The sequence below is a fragment of the Stieleria marina genome, from assembly GCA_007741555.1.
Classification (GTDB): domain Bacteria; phylum Planctomycetota; class Planctomycetia; order Pirellulales; family Pirellulaceae; genus K23-9.
Window position 1 is genome coordinate 5,372,959 of the sequence record CP036526.1, and the last position, 20,118, is coordinate 5,393,076.

Consider the following 20,118-nt stretch of genomic DNA (forward strand, 5'->3'; position numbering starts at 1 on the left):
AACTGCTGGCGCTGACCGAACCATCTACTAGTAAACAAGAATCGCAAGATCACTTGCCAACACGGTAACTGCGACCTGAGTCCACGCGGCTAGCGTGATTGGATCAAGTTCGTCGTTCGTCTCAGCATCACCGATCGACAGCAATTTCTTTGCGTCTTGTTCGTTCTGCGAATAACGTTTTTTCATTTGGTTTAACAGGTCGACACAAGCTGTTCGTTCGGTGGCATTAGGTGATCGACTGGCGATCAGTTTGAAAAGCAATTGCAGTCGTTCAGCATCGTTGTCGTTTTCTACGATCAGCCGTTCGGCAAGTTTGCGAGCCATTTCGACACGTTGGGTTTCATTCAACATGCCAAGTGACTGAAGGGCTGTACTGGTTCGCGAACGTCGCACACAACTGGATTCACGGTCGGGTGCGTCAAACAAGGTCATCATCGGATGAGGGCTGGTCCGTTTCCAATACACATAAAGGCTTCGGCGGTACAGTTTGTCGCCCGCATCACGCACGTAACTCTTGGTGTTGCTGGCAGGATGCGCGAGTGCTTTCCACATTCCGCTGGGCTGATAAGGTTTGACACCTTCGCCGCCCATCCTGGGATCCAGCAGGCCGCTCGCCCACAGCCCCATATCGCGAAGTACTTCTGCGTCCAACCGAAATCGCGGCCCGCGTGCGATCAGCTTGTTCTCAGGATCATCGACGTCCGTGCGATGTGCCGAATGCTGACGAAACGCCCGGCTTGTTACCATCAGCCGCAACAGGTGTTTCAGATCCCATTGACTGCGTTGGAGTTCGACGGCCAACCAATCCAGTAGTTCAGGGTGCGTTGGCTGCTGACCTTGGACACCAAAGTCCTCGGGCGAACGCACGATCGCTTCGCCGAACACACGCTGCCAAATTCGATTCACTAAAACACGGGCAACCAACGGATGCTCGGCCGACGTCAGCCATTGGGCCAATCCCAGTCGGTTGCGTGGCGCATCAGCCGGAAACGCGTTCGTCACCTTCAAAACATCTCTTGGAAGCGGATCACCCTGGGGTTGGTCATACTCGCCGCGATGCAGCACAAACGTCTCGCGAGCCTGAGGTAATTCTTGGGCGATCAACGTCGTCGTAAAGCTGTCTTGGATCGCTTGAATCGATGTGGCGATTTGATTTGCCGACGCATCCGACGCCCACACTGCCGCCGGCCCCAGTGGGTCCGACACCATCAGCAGCTGATCGCTAGACGAAGCCTTTGACCAATCCTTCGAACTCGCCAACGCATCCCATGGATTGTGAATCTGCGCCGTCAACTCGGTCACCGAAGGCCCTCCGAGTATCTTGATCTGTATCCGATGCTTCCCCGCCGAGACCTGCATACGCGAAGTTTGCACGCGGCTGTCGTTCGCTTTCGCGGCGACAGCATCGGTTTGGTCGTCAACAAATACCTGGCTTCCCCTTTCGCCAGAGAATGTCAGCCAAAAGCTCTGTTCTTTCGGCGCGTTTAGATCGAAACGCACCCACACTGCTTGCCCTTTGCTGGGCAACTTTTTCTTGGCCGCGCGACCGGAGATCGAACCTGGTAGTCCGGCTCCCTTAGTCCATTTCGATTTGGATGGGTCATTGACTTGCGCTGGCGGAATTTCGGCGGCGGAAGGTAGCGGCGTCGTGTATTGCCAGTCGCTAGATTTCCACTTCGCGGTCGACTGAGCGTACTGCAGTAGTTGAGCGTCGCGAGAAGATTCGGTGCCGGTTGATACGACACGTTGTTTGTCAAAACCAGAAAGTAACTGTTGGCTTGCAACCGTGTGCTGCTGCCAAAGTTGCCAATCTTGTTGATTGGCGGGCACGCGAACGGTCGGGCCATAGGTATATGAATTGCCATCCAAGGCTGGCTCGGCGGTACTGTTGAAGAACGCCATCAACTGGTAGTACTCGTCGTGCTGGATCGGATCGTACTTGTGAGTGTGGCACCGTGCGCACGTCAGAGAGAGGCCCAGGAAAACGGTGCCGAAGTTTTCGACGCGATCAAAGTTGTTTTTCGCTTGAAACTCATTTGCAATCGCGCCGCCTTCGCCCGTGCTCGGATTGAGCCGCACAAACCCGGTCGCAATCTGTTGTTCCAGCGTCGGCTTGGGCATCAAATCACCAGCCAGTTGCCAAGTGATGAAATCGTTCAACGGCAGATTGTTGTTAAACGCCCGCACGACCCAGTCACGATACGGGTAGATGCCACGCCGATTGTCCAAGTGCAATCCATGCGTGTCGCCATAACGAACAGCGTCCAGCCAATAACGAGCTTGGTGTTCGCCGAAACGTGAGTCCTGCAAAAGCTGGTCGACTAACGTTTCGTAGGCATCCGCCGAATCGTCCGCTAGGAACGCATCGAGTTGATCAGGATCCGGCGGTAGCCCTGTCAAAACCAAGGCAGCGCGACGCGCCAACGTGGCGTTGTCCGCGACAGGAGCGAAATCAATATTCTTGGCCAACAGCTGTCGGCGAATGAATGTGTCGATCTGCTCAGGACTATCCCCGTTATGATCGGGAGCAGCCTGGGGAGCGACAAACGCCCAGTGCCGCGCGTATTTGCCACCTTGCTGGACCCATTTTTGCAACGTGTTGCGTTCGTCGGCTGTCAGTTGCTTTTCAGCATCCTCGGGCGGCATGGGATCGTCGGCATGGTTGATCCGCTCAATCAAATTGCTCTTGTCCACCGCAGCGGGGTCGATGGCGTGATAGCCGCCCAAATCCTCCGTCGCGGCTTCATAGGAATCCAGCCTCAAAAGACCTTCTTCCGAATCCGGTCCATGACAAACGAAACATTTGTCAGACAGAATCGGCAGGACTTCGCGAGAGAAATCGATTTCGCCGCCAGCAACAAACGTGGGGGCGAACATTGTGATCAGGACGATCAGGTGGGTGCGTAACATGCCTGGATTGTACCATGACGAACTCCCGCACCAAACAACTGCCCACCAAACAACCGACTCGCCCCCTTATCTCGATCGCCCCAAATCAAATTCACCTTCAGCGGTTTTCGTCAAACGTTTTTAGCATGCCGGGAATATCGAAATCTCCCGTGCTGCCGCCTGGCAGAATCACCAAACGATAGCGGAGCACCAACGGATCGTCCTGCGACAAAGCAACAGGTTTGCGACCTGGAAAAACAGGATTCTGCATGCTTCGCTTCTGTCGCAAAATCCATTGATCGGATTCGCCAGGGTTGTTTGCGTCGACCAGAATCGCATAGCTAAACTCTTTGGCGCGAAACAACATCCAGCGGTCAGCCTTGATCGCTTTCTTGGTCGGAGCGATTGCCCCGTCGGTGCCAACAAACTGCAAACTCTCTGGCATGCGAAAACGCGTGCTAAAACCACCGTAGCCTTTTTCGTCATCCGATCCACCGATGCGAACGTCTGGCTGCAACGCTTTGATCGCGATTCGAAAATCGATGGCACGGTACGGTTGCAGACTCTGGTTCTGGCTCTGGCTCTCGCTCTGGGTTTTGTTTTCGGGATGCACCGTGATGGTGACGGAATCCGAAGCGATGGGGAGTGGATTGCCAAGCGAGTCGCGGATCTGAGGCGACTTCCAAATTGCCGTGGCCTGTATTTTTGCCGTGTCATCGACAATCTCAGCAGCGACCGACTGGTTGTCCCAACTGAATTGGTCGCAGATCCATGCGTCGCCGGCCGATTGATCGCCCACCAAAACTTGGTGCCAAGCCCAGAACACGCCACGGTGGTGCCGATGATCGCTTGGGAAATCTTCACTGATTACATTTCCCTTCAGGTCACTCAGCGGATGCACGTAGTGAGCCCGTCGGTACGGCTTTTCTCCCGCGATCTGATTGTCGCCGAACTGGTACGTCAAAACGGGCTTTCCGCCTTCGCTGACACTGACCGATTGCCAATCACGAATGATCTGAAACTCCGCCGCGTCTACTGTCGGTTGTAATTGCAAGATCGCGATCACCGCCCAAGCAAAACCGGAGGCGACGGCTTTGCTGGCCAACATACGAATCGTAAATGGCTGGTTCATAGAAAAACAACGTCTCGATGTACGGCGGAAGATTGACGGCCAAATGGGGCGGGCTTGCCAGCGTGCTAACCTGACATACTGATTCTACTCCTATTTAAAGCCAGCCGATGCGTCCTGTTTTGCGAATGATGACTCCTGTGTTGGCCGCGATCCTTGCGGTGCCCTTTGCCGCCGGTGGAGACTGGAGCCAATGGCGAGGCCCGTCGAGGGACAGCCTGTTGGTGGATGCGGTTTGGCCCGACGCCCTGACCGGCAATCTGAATCTGGTGTGGGAGCGACCGCATGCTCCCAGCTACAGCGGCCCTGTCGTGCAGGATGGAGTGGTTTTCACGACCGAGACAATCGACAAATCAACTGAACGGGTGACTGCCTACAAATTGGATTCCGGCGAGGTCGTCTGGTCCAAAGAATGGCCCGGCGCGATGGCGGTCCCCTTCTTTGCTGCGTCCAACGGCGACTGGATCCGGTCGACGCCCGCTGTCACCCAGGGCGCCTTGGTAATCCTCGGAATGCGAGACGTGCTGGTTTGCCTGGATCCGAAAACGGGCGAAGAAAAATGGCGAGTCGATTTCCCGACCGCCATGGGAACCCCACTTCCTTCATTCGGCGCGGTTTGCTCGCCCATGATCGACGACGGTGCGGTCTATGTTCAGACTGGCGGAGCGTTGGTGAAAGTCTCGCTCAGCGACGGCAGCCTGGTCTGGAAAGCACTCGAAAACGCCGCAGGCATGATGAGCAGCGGGGCTTTTAGCAGTCCCACCATTGCGACACTTTGCGGTAAACGCCAATTAGTTGTGCAAACGCGGCAGGAACTGTGCGGTGTCGATTTGGATACAGGCGGCGTGCTGTGGAAACAGGCGATCGAAGCGTTTCGCGGCATGAATATTTTGACGCCGTTGGTCATCGGCGATCGCGTTTTTACATCTGCACACAGCGGCAAAGCCCAACTGTTTGATGTTTCTCGTGGCGAAGGGGATGTGTGGAGCGTAACCGAAAAGTGGTCCCAAAAATCTCAGGCCTACATGTCGTCACCGGTCCTGATCGGCGATTCGATCTATTTGCACTTAAAGAATCAGCGTTTTGCTTCGATCGCCGTCGCTGACGGAGACATCAACTGGACCAGTTCGCCATTTGGCAAATACTGGAGCATGGTAAGCAACGGCAAACAGATTCTGGCGTTGGACAACTCCGGTGAGCTGCTTCTGATTCAAGCGGATGCGAGCGAACTGAAGGTCATCGACAAACAAAAAGTCGCTGAAGATGCTTGGGCGCACATCGCTGTGCAGGACGATTTGTTGATTGTCCGCGACCTCAGGGCGATCAAGGTCTTTCGCTGGAAATAACTTTCGCGACAATTGACGGCAGCCAGGGACGCTCCCAGGCTGATTGGTGCTTTTTTTTGCCAAGACCGCATGTCTTGGCCAACCGTGAGCGAAGAATGTCTGAAGAAGAACTGCCCTACGATTCGTTTATGTTAGTTTCGTTCGGCGGACCGGAGGGGCCTGACGATGTCATGCCGTTTTTGGAAAACGTCCTGCGAGGCAAGAACGTTCCGCGAGAAAGAATGCTGGAAGTCGCCGAACATTACAGCCATTTTGGCGGCGTGAGCCCGATCAACGAACATAATCGACAGCTTCTGGCGGCGATTAGGACGGAATTCGAATCCGCCGGAGTCGACTTGCCGGTGTACTGGGGCAACCGCAACTGGAACCCGTTGTTCCCCGACACGCTGCAACAGATGAAAGACGACGGTTGCCGACGGTCACTCGCTTTTTTTACCAGCATGTTCAGTTGCTACAGCGGTTGTCGCCAATACCGCGAGAACATCATTGCGGCTCAAGAACAGGTTGGTGAAGGTGCTCCGATCGTCGAGAAAGTTCGCATGGGATTCAACCATCCGCTGTTCATCGAAACGATGGCCGAAAGCGTGCAAAATGAAATCGACACGCTTGGAGTCGTCACAAGCGACGTGACCGTTTTGTTTACGGCGCACAGCATCCCGATGTCGATGGCCGACAATTGCGACTACGAAAAACAACTTCGCGAAGCGAGCCGATTGGTGGCTGACAAGGTTGGCGCATCGGACTGGAATTTGGTTTATCAAAGTCGCAGCGGTCCGCCCCAGCAGCCTTGGTTGGAACCGGATGTTTGCGATGCGATCGCGGAAATGGATGACCAGAAAAAGATCGGCCATTTGGTCGTCGTGCCTATCGGTTTCGTTAGCGACCACATGGAAGTCATGTTTGACTTGGACGAAGAGGCCGCTGATCTCTGTCAGCAGCGCGGCATCAAGATGGGCCGAGCCAAAACGGCCGGCACTTCGCCCAAGTTTGTCCAGATGGTGCGAATGCTTGTCGAAGAACGTATCGGCAAATCGCAGCAGAAGCTTGCCGTCGGCGAGCTCGGAGCGTGGCACGATGTGTGCCCCGCAGATTGCTGCCAATACACGCCACGTCGACCGCAGGGCGTTCGCCCTACTTAGCTGCAGCAAGGCTTTCTCTTTTCTTGCTCTCTAGACGGCGGATGCATGATCGATGCATCCGCCGATTAAGCAAACGGCAACGCGAATACTGCTGCGAGCAAACGATGCTGTTGCATTCGATTGACTCTCAGCAGAACGCACTGCGTTTACTCCGTTTCGCCGAATAGGCCCGGTGGCAGCTCGAAAGCTCCGGACGTCTTTGGCGGATCCGCTGGTTTCGCGGCCGGTTTTTGGACCGCAACCGTCTTAGAACCTAAACGTGCAGTAGCAAAACTCGCGTTTACGCGTTTGCTGGGACCTGCTGTCGGTGAACTCGATTCCTTGGCCACCGCGGTTTTGACGTTAGCAGAACCGTCTTTGGCGACTGACTGGCTGGTTTGCCGAACCATCACTTGCTTCGCGCTGGCCTTGGGCAACTGCGTCTTAGCGATCGCAGTATTCGGCGGCAACGCAGAGGGGCGACTGCTGTCAATCTTGGCCAACATCTGCTGCGAGCGATTCACGGCACGAGCGATGGACGAATCGGTTTGACCTTGGTTCTTGTATTTAACCGCTTCGTTCAAATGTTTTTTCGCTTCATTCAACTGGCCGCCTTCTTGATACAGATAGGCCATGTTGTAGTGAGCGACCGCCGGTTTGTTGTTGTCCAACAGAACCTTCAGTGCTTCATCGCTTTTGCCGATGTCAAACTTGACACTGGCCAAATTGTTGGCGTAACGCGACGTTCCTGGAGCAATCTCCAACGCACGCGTCAACGACGCGACCGCAGCCGGATTGTTGCCCGATTTGCTCAGCGTCAAACCGAGATCGTTGTGCAATACCGAATCGTCGGGATCTTGCTGGATCGCTTTCTGAAAGAACTCGATCGCCTTGGGATAGTTGTTTGCAGATTGATGCAAACGAGCGATGCTAGCCAGCGCTTTGGGATCGTTTGGTGCGGCTTCCAACGCTTTGGTGTAGCTTTCCATCGCCTTTTGACGATTGCCAGTCGATTCCCACAGCCGCCCATTAGCGACAAAAACCTCGGGACCAACGTCGGTCTTGCGATCAAGTCGAAGCGGATCCACATCCGACTGGACTTCTTTCTTTGCGACCGAATTCGCTTGGCTAGAGCCACGTCCAAAAACGCCGGCCACAGCATCGCGAGATTTGCCAAATGCGTTCTTAGTCGACGTCGCAACCGCTTGAAAGGGCGAAGTGTTTTTGCCCGAATTCAAGGCGAGGCCACTAGGCGAGACGCATCCAGCGGTCAGGATCACGGACGATCCTGTGATGGTTAGCGCAAGCGCAAGCCTGCGGATTTTCTTCGAAGTTTTCACAACAAGTCCCTCGGTACTGCTACCGTTATCTGGGTAAAGGACGATTCAGAGCCGACCGAATACGGGTATTTCCGGCGGTTCCAGTTTTAGCAATCGGCCAGATCAGCACGAATCTTCAGCTTGAAATGGCCATTGCAATACCGATTCGAACGAAAAAAGTGACCCTGCCTAGCAAGGTCACTTTTCGTTATCCAATCTTCCAAGTCCGCTTACTGAGTCGCAGCGGCTGTTCCTGCGGCACTAGTGCTAGGAAGTTTTGGTGCCGGCAAATCCTGCAAGTACATGCGATTGATTTGCGTTGCGTAAGCACCCGACGAACTCGAAGGCGAGCGATCGGTCACCATCACAGGCGGAGTCGCACCATTGCGAGTGTAGCCAGCCAGAGTCTGCTGCACGCTGGTGACACGCTTTTGGGTTTCTTCGTCGGAGCGGCCACGCAGGACAAAGATTTCACGTCGATGCGCGGGAGCTTGGGTAGCGATCCAGTGGATCTTTTGATTTCCCGATGCCAATAACGCGCCGTCACCGCCGCGAAAGAGCTCATTGCCAAGTGTGTTGTTCAGACGCCAGCCATTGCGTTTCATCGCCTCAAATGGAGCGACTACCTGCATGGCGTCAATTTCGTTAAACGGGTCAGGCCAAGCATTGTTGCGTTGATAGCCCGTTCCAACTTTCCGGAAAAAGTCTCTGATGTCAGCCGTCGCGGTTCCAGCAACCACCGATACAAGGGCGGTCGCAATAAGAATGCGGCTGTAGTTTGCAATCCGTTGCATGTTAGGCAGTTCCTTCCGCCTTCGGCTGTCACTAGTCAGACGATACGGTTTTGTGAAATGTTCCAGTGCTTTTTCAATTCGCGAACAAACACATTGCGTCCGCTTGTAGCTACTGATCGGCTGTTGGAGTGTTTGATCTTTTCCTTACAACTGACACCACCACGCATTCAGAACAACCGTCAAACTCACTGACGCAGAACGGCCCCCCATTTCCCGACTCCCAACAAATTCTGCGACGAACCATGTGAGGGTCAATCCCCGCGTAGACCAATCCATGCGAGGGCCCGCGTCTCACAACCTATCCGCTTTGCCGCCGCGCAAGTCAAACCGGCCCATGCCTTAGACCAAATTTTGCGTCAGACCAGCCTATGCGACTTTGACGTTTAAGCCGCCCGTTCGGCTTGGCGAAGACTTTCGGCCAACGCCTGGATCTGTTCGACCGATAGTTCTTCGGCGCGAGCCGTTTCACCGTGACCAAGCTGGCGAAGAACATCGTCGACCGCAGATTTATCAAGACGACCTTTCATCGCACTGATCACCACACTGCGCAGGAACTTTCGCCGATGAAAGAACAACGCTCGCACGGTTTCGTGGAAATACTTGAGGTCCACGAACTTGTCGCGCTGACCAGCCAACAGATCCAATCGCAGGATCGCCGAATCGACTTTAGGCCGTGGCCAGAAAGCTTTGGGCGGCAAGATCCGCACGATTTGCGGCTCACACAAGGACTGAATCCAAACACTCAGCGCGCTGTAGTCTTTTGTTCGCGGCTTCGCGCACATGCGATCGGCCAGCTCTTTTTGAATTGTCACCACCATGCGATCAGGCGGCGGCAATTCGTGCAACAGATTACTAACAATCGGTGTGGCAACGTTGTATGGCAGATTCGATACGAGCATAAACCGCGCGCTGTCACCAATCCGACTCATCGCATCACGGATGTGCTCCATGATTTCCGGCTGCAGGGTGTTCTTGTTTTTCAGTGCGTCGCCTTGCAACAATTTAACGTTGGGCCGTCCGCCTAGTTCCTCGCTGGCCAACTGGTGCAAGTTGTGATCAATCTCGACCGATAGCACCGCACCCGCGTTGTCACTTAACCGCGTCGTCAACGATCCGACGCCGGTGCCGATTTCTAAGACGACGTCGTTAGGCCGGAGCTCCGCGGAACGCGCAATCAAGTCGATCAAATTCAAATCGACTAGAAAATTCTGGCCAAAGTGCGACACCGGCCGCAAACCCGCGGCCGCCAATCGCCTGGACAGATACGATGCCGTTTGACGCGGCGGGTTCGATGGCGAACGGTAGACGCTTTCTTGCGGCTCGTCGCTCGCTGAATCATCCCCCATCGAATCGTCACGGGTCGAATCGTCAGTTGCCTCTGCGTCGGCGGTTGATTCGTCGGGAAGGTCGCTTTCTAGATCGGTCATTCTTTGTCACTCATTTGCAGACTTCGCTGGACGTATTTCGCCAACACGTCGGTTTCCAAATTTACTTCGTCGCCCACCGCACGATCCCCCAGCGTTGTTGCGTCCAGCGTATGCGGAATCAAAGCAACACTAAATGATTCTGCATCGGCGTCCACGACTGTCAGACTGATTCCGTCGATCGCAATACTGCCTTTGCCCGCGACTTGGGATGCCAACCGTGACGGCATCGAAAAACGCAAATTCGACCAAGGCGGATCGTCGCGACGTTCGATCAATGTTCCCAGATCGTCGACATGGCCGGTGACATAGTGGCCACCGAGTCGATCGCCCACGGCGAGCGATCTTTCCAAGTTGACGCGTGAACCTACCACAAGTTTGCCCAGATTCGTACGCGAGAGCGTCTCTTCGCCAGCTTCAAAATCCAGGGCGGATTGTCTGATCGCAACCACCGTCAAACAGCAACCGTTGATACAGATGCTGTCCCCTATCGCTGCTCCTTCGGCGACCTCACCAGATTCGATGGTGAATCGTTTGCCGGGGGGTTGATCCGCAATTTGGGCAAGCGTGCCCATTGTTTCGACGAGTCCGGTGAACATAGAGCGAAGATCAGGCTCGCAGCGGCGAGCAAATTAAGGGGGATTGAACGGGCAAAAACGGCCTTCAGCGTGACTCTGGTCCTGATATTGGCCCAGCGCGGAAGGCGTCGGCTAGCGATTTAGACACGCATTGGACAGAATGTCCGGCCAACGCACAACGTACACCATCGTTTTCGTACAACATCCATCTTCCCCCAACCATTCCCTTTAGAGGTTCCGATGACGCTGATCGAAGGTATCCGAGCACGCCAGATTTTTGATAGCCGTGGTAATCCAACCGTCGAATGCGACGTGTATCTAACCGACGGTGCTTTTGGCCGCGCAATGGTCCCCAGCGGTGCCAGCACCGGTGCTCACGAAGCATGGGAACTGCGCGACGGTGACAAATCGATGTACATGGGCAAAGGTGTCCTGGGTGCAGTCGATAACATCAACAACAAAATCGCCGAAGCCCTGCTGGGCAAAGACGCGACTGATCAAGCTGGCATCGACCACGCCATGCTTTCGCTAGACGGCACTCCCAACAAGAAAAACTTGGGCGCCAACGCGATTCTGGGTGTTTCGCTGGCAACGGCTCACGCAGCCGCTCAGTCGACCAACCAACCGCTCTACCGCTACCTCGGCGGCGCAGGTGCTCGCACGTTGCCCGCGCCGATGATGAATATCATCAACGGTGGCGAGCACGCAGACAACTCAGTCGACGTGCAAGAGTTCATGGTCATGCCGCTGGGCTTCGAACGATTCAGTGACGCACTTCGCTGTGGCACCGAAATTTTTCATCACCTGAAAAAAGTTCTTTCCAGCAAAGGCTACAACACCGCTGTCGGTGACGAAGGCGGATTCGCACCCGACCTGAAAAGCAATCAAGAAGCTCTTGATGTGATCATGGAAGCGATCGACAAAGCCGGCTACAAAGCGGGCGAACAAGTCTGGATCGCATTGGACGCAGCCGCGACCGAGTTTTATGACTCGAGCAGCAAGAAATACAAAATCGACGGCAAGGAATTGTCCGGAGATGAAATGGTCGACTTCCTAGCCGATTGGTGTAGCAAGTACCCGATCTGCAGCATCGAAGACGGCTTGGACGAAGACGACTGGGATACTTGGAAAAAGCTGACGGACAAGATCGGCGACAAGGTGCAACTGGTCGGCGACGACTTGTTCGTCACCAACGTCGAACGGCTCCAGCGCGGTATCGACGAAGGAATCGCGAACAGTATCCTGATCAAAGTCAATCAAATCGGTTCGCTAACCGAAACGATCGATTCGATCCACTTGGCCGGTCGCAACAACTACACCGCGGTGACCAGTCACCGAAGTGGTGAAACCGAAGACGCAACGATTGCTGATTTGGCTGTTGCACTGAACACAGGACAAATCAAAACCGGTTCGGCAAGTCGCTCGGATCGCATGGCCAAGTACAACCAACTGCTTCGCATCGAAGAAATGTTGGGTGACGGCGGCGTTTATGGTGGACCAATGTTCGCCGCAAAACTGTCCTAGAAACGCAGAAATCCATTTCAAGGCAGCCGCAGAGCTGCATGTAATGCATTGGCGAACCAACCGATCGCTCGAGGAGTAGTACTCTTCGAACGGTTTTTTTATAGCTGCACGCATTCAATCTGTCGCAGCCGCAGAAAAGGGTTGAATGTGCACCCAACCGACGCGACTTAGCTTCCACTCCCTCGATGAACTCCTGGAGCTACCTGATGACCATACTGGCCGAACATCCGCTCCTTTTGTCTTTGATGGTCGGCATGTTGGCAGGCGGGACACTCTACGCCTGGCTGCAAAGCGGCAAAAAGTCGCTCGCGATCGCCGGATTCGCATTCCTAGCACTGATACCCATCATCTGGTTGATTGCGACGGAATTGGAAACGGACCGTGAACACATTGAGCGACTGGTCTACGAAACCGCTCAGGCAGTCCAAGACAACGACCACGTTCGCGCCGTGCTGGTGATCGGTGACGAAGACACCAAACGCAAAGCCCTGGCCGAATTGCCCAAATACGAATTCGACCGTGTCAAAGCCAGCAGCATCACGATCGATTTCGTCCCCGGCAGCAATCCACCCCTAGCCGATGTCGACCTGATTGCCAGCGTCGTAGCCAGCGACAAGGCGGGTCGGTTCCAGAACATGCGTGTGCCGCGAAAAATCCTGCTGACCTTTGAAAAGACCGGCGACCAGTGGAAAGTCATCGACTACAACCACATGCAAATTGGTGGACAGGCCGATGCGTTTTCACCGCCAACCATTTCGGGTCAACGCAGCAACTAATTTTGGGCCAAAGCTACCCAATTGCAGCATCGCTTAAGGCACCACATTGGCAACTCCCAACGACCGGCCAAAAGCAGCAGCGAACTGGTTTGCGGTAACGCCGTAATTGGTGATGAGCGAGTCCTCCCAATCATGACCTGCTTTGACGTCTTGAAAAAACTGCCCAAAAGCGTTGGTGTTCTGATTCAACAAATGTGTAACAAGAAACTGAGCAGTGCCATTTCGGTCGTTGTTGAATTCCTTCGCTGAGAGAATCCCCAGAAGGCTCCTACTCTGCTGCAACGTTCTCGTTGAGCTTGCTACACGCGACTTTTGGATATTGCGATTAGGAAACATTTTCGCCGTCACCCATTCTCTTGTCCCAACTTTCAACCACTCGGGCATTGCTAAATCTGAACCGTATTTCACGACATAGCCTCCGGCGACACCCCAACAGATTTTCCGGGCCAATTCGATATTCATTTGCTTTCCATGGCAAACCACCATGAACTTGTCGCCTGTGTTGTGATAGATGATCGATGCCTTGCCAAAATTTGGGTTGTTCATCGCATCGGTCTCGTACGTCGCCATTAGCAATTGATCGGAAAACAGCGCGATCATCACTTTGCCTTGCCATATATTCGCAGAAACCGGGACGCCGTTCAGTTGATTCAAGCGAACGCAAAGATCATCCACGTACTGGCCCACGCGAGCAGCAATCGGCGCCGGAAAATCCGTCAGTAGCAACGAGAATTTCGACTCGTACGTTCGCAAATGTGGATTAGCCAACGTCTCCATGGCTTCGCTGTAGAAAGCCTTTTGCTTCAGCACGTCTTCTTGCGTTTCCGCAGCAGTCGCGATACTTCGGAAAGAAGCATTTCGCTCCTCCAACCGCGATTTTGATTTATTGATCGATACCAATTCATCAATCAGAAAGAACCCATTACTGGGTCCGTGGAAACGAAGCCGGTATGGCACTCCACTGATGACGAGACGATAGATCTCGTCTGCTCGTTTTTTGGGTTTCCGATTCCCGTCTTGGTACTGCACAAACTGGATGGAATCTGACTTGCGATCTCGCACAAAAGAAACCAATTCACTGTCCTTGACCGTAACCCCACTAAGAAACTGAAGGGTCATTGGCAGCCCCTGCAACGACGACGGGTCGCCAACAACTCCATCAAACGTCAATGGCTTTACTCCCTGCCCCATACATTGGCAGCACAGCACCAATAAGACCACTAAACATCCAGCTCTAATACCCATAACGATCTTCTTTGCCCGCGGGAGAATCGAAACGTTGCAGTTTAGTGGCTGCTCATTCACGCCGCAAACAACTGGTCGTGTTTGAATTGAGATCAGATTTGGTAGACTGCCCTTTGCCCTCGTGGACGAACAATCGTCCTGATAGGCGACACTCTTCCTTTCGGAATTTTCTACCAGAACCTTATGCCAACTTTCATCACGCTTGACGGAATCGATGGTGTTGGCAAATCGACTCAGATCGAACAACTCTGCTCGCATCTGACCCAGCATGGACACGACGTGCTTTCGGTACGTGATCCTGGCAGCACCGACATCGGGGCAAAACTTCGCACGATCCTGTTGGATAGCGATGTCAAAATCCACCGCCGCACCGAAGCGATGCTGTTCATGGCTAGCCGCTGCGAAATGATCGAAACCATCATCCGCCCCGCATTGGCAGCGGGCAAGACAGTGATTTCGGATCGTTTTCTACTGGCCAACGTGGTCTATCAAAGCATCGGAGGTGATGTTCAGCCCAGCCAACTCTGGGAGCTAGGCAACCTTGCCAACGCTGGATTGAAACCCGACTTGACGCTATTGCTAGACATGCCAGCCCACGAATCGATCCAACGAATCCAAGGCCCAGCAGATCGCATGGAAGCCCGAGGAGTCGATTACCTGGAATCGGTTCGGCAAGCGTTCCTGGAACAACTGCCCCACGCCAGCCACCAAACCGCCATCATTGATGCTTCGCAGGAACCAGCACAGGTCACCAAGGCGATGTTGACGGCCGTCGATCGCGTTTTGAACCCGTCTTAAAATCCCGCCCAGATCGTCGATTTAATAAAAGCGTTTGGCGAACTGCTTACGCCGCTTTCTTTCTAGGCTTCTTCCGTTTTCCCTTTTGCTTGGGCGGATAAGGAACACCGTTGATGTAGTTCAAACGATCGTCAATATCTGCTCCGCTGCTAGCAGGATTAAAATCGCTTCGCTTGACGCGATAGCGATCGCCGAAAAAGTCATGGAACCAGACGACACTATTGAGTGCCTCGGTCGCAACAATCTCGCTGGACGTCGAATTGACAATCGCGATTAATTTTTCTTGCGGATTCAGTTCACCAATCGACCCCAGAAACTCGGCCGCACGAACCTGGACAATTTCCGACGGATCATCCAAGAGCGGTCGCACGGACGCCGCCAGCGGTTTGGCTGCATCACCAATCGAAGTGCAGACCATCGCCGCCCAGTATCGTTTCATTTCGTTGTCCGAGCGAAGACCTTGCGCGATCATTGACTCTGACTTTTCAAACGGCACCAACGCTAGATTGGCCAAGGAAATCAACTCGGCGATTTCGGCCTGATGCGACTGACCAAACGCGACGGGATCATCCATCGCATTGCTCACCAAGTAGCTCTCTGGATACATGCTTAGATCAGGCATCGCTTGCATTCTTTCATACAAACGCTGGCGCAGTTCAAGCAACGTCTGCTGATGCTTCGGATCACCGGCCAAGTTGTTCACCTGATGCGGATCTTGCTCGCAATCAAACAGCATTTCGGCCGGTTTGCGTTCAAAGAACTGCTTCGTCGGCCCAGACAGTTTGCCTTGATCGTACAGGTCGCGCCACTCCCTGAAGGCCAGCATTTTGTAGCGATAGATGTTCATCAAACCGTCGGGCAGATACGGCTGAAAATTGCGAACGTACTGATACTTTCCTTTACGCACCGACCGCACCAAATCGTACTTTTCGTCAAAACGATCCGCGTAGCCAAACGTTTCGTCACGCTGATTGACTTCGGCCAAAGAAACTCCGCTCCCCAAAAAAGGCTTTCCATCGATTTGATCTGGAATGGCGACGCCAGCCAACTGCAAGACAGTCGGTCCGAAATCGACAAACTCAACAAACCCTTTGACGCGATCACCATTGGCCCCATCCACCAGATGCTTGAAGTTCTGCGGCACGCGAACGACCAACGGAACATGCAGCCCCGATTCGTAGATGTAGCCCTTGCCCCGAGGCAGAACGCCACCATGGTCGCCGAAATAGAAAACAAACGTGTCTTCCAGTACTCCGTCTTCCCGCAACTGATCGATCGTTTTACCGACGATGCCATCAATCGTTTTCATACAATCGAGATAACGAGCATGTGTGTAACGGAACGTCGGCGTATCAGGAAAGTAGTCAGCCAATGTGATCGAATCTGAATCGGTGCCATTCGTAACGCTCTGCATTTCTGCTTGCGAAAAATGGAGCCTGCCCTCGTGGGATTCGGCATGCGACTGCATGTGAAAGAAAGGCTGATCACTGGATTTGCGATTTCGCCAATTTGATTTGGCCGAAGATTCGTCCCATACGCCGTCGCTTTCGATGGCGTTGTAATCTTTCTTGCTTTGGTTTGTCGTGTAGTAGCCAGCGTCCCGCAAATAGGCGGTCCACATTTTCAAACCAGCCGGCATCGGCGCCAGCTGATAGCGACGATGAAACTGTGTGCCGATCCGCGGACCGTAGCATGCCGTGGCAAGCGTTGAACGAGCCACACTGCATACGGGAGCATTGGAAAACGCGTGATCAAACGTCAGCCCCTGAGCCGCCATCGCTTCGATATAAGGCGTCTTGGCCCCACCATCAAAGAAGTGATCCAAATAGTGGACCGAATTGTCTTCCGAGACGATCCAGACCACATTGGGTCGGTCAGCGGCCCCCAGTGAAGCGGCACATGACGCCGTAAGAAACAGGCAAAAGGCTGCAGCAAATTTTTGCATCGTGTATCCAATCAGTCGCGGTGATCGAACGAGCCGACTGTCCAGTCTTGCTTAGCGACGGGCTCGTTCTAGAACCTGACAGGATACACTGTCGCCCAGCGTGACGCGAAGCACTGGATCAAATCTGCAAGAGCAAACGAACTGCCCGGTCGGGCAAATCGGATTGGCGTGCCAAACCGATTTAACCAGCTCAGATCCAGCCAGCCCAGATTCAGCCAGCTCAGATTCAGCCAGCTCAGATCCCAGATGCGGCAAACACCGATCTACTTTCCGCTCGGCTCGGTCGCAAGCTCAGCGTCGCTTTCGACCTGTTCGCCATTGCCGGCGTCTTCTTTAGCCTCTCGCTCTTTTGCTTCGGCGGCTACAAAATCGCCAGCCGCAACGAGCACCATTTTCTCCGGATGGATATAGCTGCGAATCGCTTGATTGACGCTATCGACGGTCGCATCGGCAATCTGCTGCTCGTGATCAGCAATCTGCTTCATCGTGCGACCATTGAAAATAGAGCCCACCAGCTTGCCAGCCAACGCGGCATCATCCGTTCGACGGACCCTGGCAGCCTGTAAGTAACCAGCTTTTGCTTTGACAAGCTCGTCTTCGGTGATCCCTTCGGCGCGAATTTTTTCGATTTCCTCGTGAATGACTTCAACCAAACGCTTTTTGTTGCCAGGATTGGTAATCGCGTACACCGAAAACTCAACTCGCTTGTCTTTCGCTTTTGCCGACAAACCGCTGCCGATACCGTAAGACAAACCTTCTTGCTGACGCACTCGGTCCGCCAAACGACTGCTCAGGGAACCTCCGCCAAGCACAAAGTTACCCAGCACCAACGATGCGTAGACCGGGTCTTCATCGCTTAACGCATAATGCTGCTTAGCAAATACGACTGCGTTGGCCTTGTCAGGAGTTTGGATATCGGTCTGTGAACCGGGCACTTCGGGATGAGGATTGCGGTCGACCCGAACGTACGGCTGGTCTGTCGACCAATTTTCAAGTTGAGTTTTCCAGAGCGATTTCACTTCCGCGGGATCAAAGTCACCGACGACCGAGAGTTCGCCCGCTTGGCTGCCCAGAAATTCGCGATGCAGTTGTTTGATTTGATCGACCGTCACGCCCTCATACATCTCGATTTCTTCGTCGATGGTGGGGGCATACAAAACGTGAGTCTTATCGTACGGAGCGAGTTTTTTGTTGACCGTTCGGGGTGCAAGAGCTTGCGGATCATTGCTCCCTTTTTGCAGGCCAGTGATGACTTGCCGGCGAATCACTTCCAGCTCATCGGCATCCAAACGCGGATTACGTAAGATGCTGCCAGCCAAATCAATCACTTCTGCCAAATACTCACGTTTGGTTTTGACCGACATTTGCACCAAGCCGACCGTACTATTGATCGACAACTGGGCTCGCAAACGAGTCAGTTCGTCTTGCAGTTGCTGGTTGTCTAACTTGTCGGTGCCCTTGGACATCAACCAGCCCAGGAGTTCGACCGCGCCAACTTTCCCTTGCAGCGATTGTTCGGATCCGAAACGCAACGTCAACATCACACTGACGCTACCGCCGCGAGTCTTCTTGGGGAGCAGGGCATACTTGATACCGTCAACCAAGTTCCCACGCTCGGTTCGCTGCTCGATCACCAACGGCGACGGATCAAACTGTTCGCCGGCCTCTACAGCTTCGCGACCTTTGTAGTCGGCCAACAATTCCGTCAAGTTAGGAGCTTCAGGAATTTCGCTCCGTTCTGATTTCTCCGATGGGATAAACAGCCCAACGGTGCGGTTATTACGCACGAAGTACTTTTGCGCGACTTTCTGCAACTGCTCCGCCGTCAACGCTTCCACGCGATCACGGAACAAGAAGTACAAGCGCCAATCGCCTTGGGCAGCCCAATCGCTCAGCGAAACTGCGATGCGGTCACTATTGTTGGCTTCCAACTCGCGCTGCTTCAGCAAATTCTGTTTCGCCCGTTCGACTTCTTCCTCGGTGACCGGATTGTCGGCGAACGACATTTCCATCAGGTCAAGCAACGTCTGACGGACTTGTTCGATTGAACCGTCTTTGTTGGTTTCGGCGATCGTCATGAACAGCCCCGGTTCAGCAAACGCGTACGCCAATGCGTAAACATTCGACGCCATTTCGGTTTCGACCATCTGGCGATACAGTCGCCCACTCGGTTCGTCTCCCAGCACGTAAACCAGTGCTTTGGCCGCTGCAAAATCGGGATGGCTGCTAGCCGGAATATGGTACGCAGCTCCCGCTAGCTGAACGTCGCCGACGCGTCGCAGCACGACGGTGCGTTCACCGTCCTGGGCAGGTTCGACGGTGTAAGTCGGGTCGATGGGCGTCTCAGGAGATTTCAGTTTGCCAAACGTTGCTTGGATTTTTTCCAACGCGGTATCAGGTTCAAACTTTCCCGCGACGATGACCATCACGTTATCGGGACGGTAGTACTTGCGATAAAACTGACGAAGCTTCACAACGGGCACGCGTTCAATATCGCTGCGATTGCCGATCGTGCTTTGGCCATAATTGTGCCATTCGTAGGCGGCCGCTTGCATGCGTTGCATCATGATCCGAAGCGGAGAGTTTTCGCCGCTTTCGAATTCATTTCGCACCACGGTCATTTCGCTTTCCAAATCCTCCCCTTTGATAAAGCTGTTGACCAGACGGTCCGATTCCAGCTTTAACGCGAATTCCAAATTGTCATCGCTGGCCGGCAAAGTTTCGTAGTAGTTGGTCCGGTCCATCCAAGTGGTTCCGTTGAACCTGGCACCACGCTCGGTCAAAACCTTGGGGACTTCGGGGTGATCCGGAGTCCCTTTGAAAAGCATGTGCTCCAACAGGTGCGCCATGCCGGCCTCTCCGTACCCTTCGTGACGCGATCCGACGAACACCGTCATGTTCACCGTCACGACTTCTTTACTGGGATCGGGGAACAGAAGGACTCTCACCCCGTTTTCCATCTTGTATTCGGTGATGCCTTCGATCTCGGTGACTTTCATGATGCCTGTTTTGGATTTTGGGTCGTCAGCAATTGCTACGCTCGTGGGCACTCCATTCGCCAAGGCGAAAAGGACCAAAAGAGTCAGCACAGACACGGTGCGGCCATGCAGAGCGTGGCCAAACTGAACACGAACGGTCGTTACAAGTTTGTGCATGAGGGGTTGATCAACGGATGAAGTCACGGGGATACTCCTGTCACTTGGTGTTTGCGGCGAAAAGACGCTTGGCTGAGA

At 53.9% G+C, this 20,118-nt stretch carries 14 protein-coding genes; 5 read left to right on the forward strand and 9 right to left on the reverse strand.

Going from position 1 to position 20,118, the window contains the following annotated elements:
• Nucleotides 1-27: 27 nt before the first annotated feature.
• Nucleotides 28-2,910 (reverse strand): PSD1 and planctomycete cytochrome C domain-containing protein, encoded by a 2,883-nt coding sequence (locus K239x_RS19015; RefSeq protein WP_419189156.1) that lies wholly within the window; start codon nt 2,908-2,910, stop codon nt 28-30.
• 97 nt (nt 2,911-3,007) lie between these two features.
• Nucleotides 3,008-4,021 (reverse strand): DUF6807 family protein, encoded by a 1,014-nt coding sequence (locus K239x_RS19020; protein WP_145419766.1) that lies wholly within the window; start codon nt 4,019-4,021, stop codon nt 3,008-3,010.
• A 107-nt stretch (nt 4,022-4,128) separates the two neighbouring features.
• Between K239x_RS19020 and K239x_RS19025 the strand changes: the two genes are divergently transcribed.
• Together K239x_RS19025 and K239x_RS19030 are read left to right on the forward strand one after the other, a co-directional pair.
• Nucleotides 4,129-5,364, forward strand: coding sequence for a PQQ-binding-like beta-propeller repeat protein (locus K239x_RS19025; RefSeq protein WP_145419767.1), 1,236 nt, complete (start codon nt 4,129-4,131; stop codon nt 5,362-5,364).
• 95 nt (nt 5,365-5,459) lie between these two features.
• Nucleotides 5,460-6,503: a ferrochelatase gene (locus tag K239x_RS19030; RefSeq protein WP_145419768.1), complete on the forward strand. Its 1,044-nt coding sequence runs from the start codon at nt 5,460-5,462 to the stop codon at nt 6,501-6,503.
• 146 nt (nt 6,504-6,649) lie between these two features.
• Here the strand turns inward: K239x_RS19030 and K239x_RS19035 are convergent, their stop codons facing one another.
• The 4 genes from K239x_RS19035 to K239x_RS19050 form a co-directional block, all read right to left on the reverse strand.
• Entirely contained in the window at nt 6,650-7,762 is a 1,113-nt protein-coding gene (locus K239x_RS19035) for a tetratricopeptide repeat protein (protein WP_145419769.1), read from the reverse strand.
• 269 nt (nt 7,763-8,031) lie between these two features.
• Nucleotides 8,032-8,595 (reverse strand): hypothetical protein, encoded by a 564-nt coding sequence (locus K239x_RS19040; RefSeq protein WP_419189157.1) that lies wholly within the window; start codon nt 8,593-8,595, stop codon nt 8,032-8,034.
• Nucleotides 8,596-8,978: 383 nt separating this feature from the next.
• Nucleotides 8,979-9,941, reverse strand: coding sequence for a 16S rRNA (adenine(1518)-N(6)/adenine(1519)-N(6))-dimethyltransferase RsmA (gene rsmA, locus K239x_RS19045; RefSeq protein WP_145422452.1), 963 nt, complete (start codon nt 9,939-9,941; stop codon nt 8,979-8,981).
• 77 nt (nt 9,942-10,018) lie between these two features.
• Nucleotides 10,019-10,618 carry a riboflavin synthase gene (locus tag K239x_RS19050; RefSeq protein WP_145419771.1) on the reverse strand — a complete coding sequence of 200 codons (600 nt, stop codon included), beginning with the start codon at nt 10,616-10,618 and terminating at the stop codon, nt 10,019-10,021.
• A gap of 219 nt (nt 10,619-10,837) precedes the next feature.
• Here K239x_RS19050 and eno point away from each other — a divergent pair, with 219 nt between their 5' ends.
• On the forward strand, nt 10,838-12,121 hold the full coding sequence (gene eno, locus K239x_RS19055; RefSeq protein WP_145419772.1) for a phosphopyruvate hydratase: 1,284 nt from the start codon (nt 10,838-10,840) through the stop codon (nt 12,119-12,121).
• 206 nt (nt 12,122-12,327) lie between these two features.
• On the forward strand, nt 12,328-12,897 hold the full coding sequence (locus tag K239x_RS19060) for a hypothetical protein (RefSeq protein WP_145419773.1): 570 nt from the start codon (nt 12,328-12,330) through the stop codon (nt 12,895-12,897).
• Between the two features lie 33 nt (nt 12,898-12,930).
• Here K239x_RS19060 and K239x_RS19065 read toward each other — a convergent pair whose 3' ends face one another.
• Complete coding sequence (locus tag K239x_RS19065; RefSeq protein WP_419189158.1) at nt 12,931-14,142, reverse strand: hypothetical protein; 1,212 nt, start codon at nt 14,140-14,142, stop codon at nt 12,931-12,933.
• A gap of 183 nt (nt 14,143-14,325) precedes the next feature.
• On the opposite strand from K239x_RS19065, the gene tmk reads away from it, so the two are divergent.
• Nucleotides 14,326-14,940 (forward strand): dTMP kinase, encoded by a 615-nt coding sequence (tmk, locus tag K239x_RS19070; protein WP_145419775.1) that lies wholly within the window; start codon nt 14,326-14,328, stop codon nt 14,938-14,940.
• A gap of 46 nt (nt 14,941-14,986) precedes the next feature.
• Here tmk and K239x_RS19075 read toward each other — a convergent pair whose 3' ends face one another.
• Nucleotides 14,987-16,885: a sulfatase-like hydrolase/transferase gene (locus K239x_RS19075; protein WP_145419776.1), complete on the reverse strand. Its 1,899-nt coding sequence runs from the start codon at nt 16,883-16,885 to the stop codon at nt 14,987-14,989.
• Between the two features lie 263 nt (nt 16,886-17,148).
• The gene (locus K239x_RS19080) at nt 17,149-20,040 is read right to left on the reverse strand and encodes a M16 family metallopeptidase (protein WP_145419777.1); all 2,892 of its coding nucleotides are present in this window, start codon (nt 20,038-20,040) and stop codon (nt 17,149-17,151) included.
• Nucleotides 20,041-20,118: the final 78 nt, after the last annotated feature.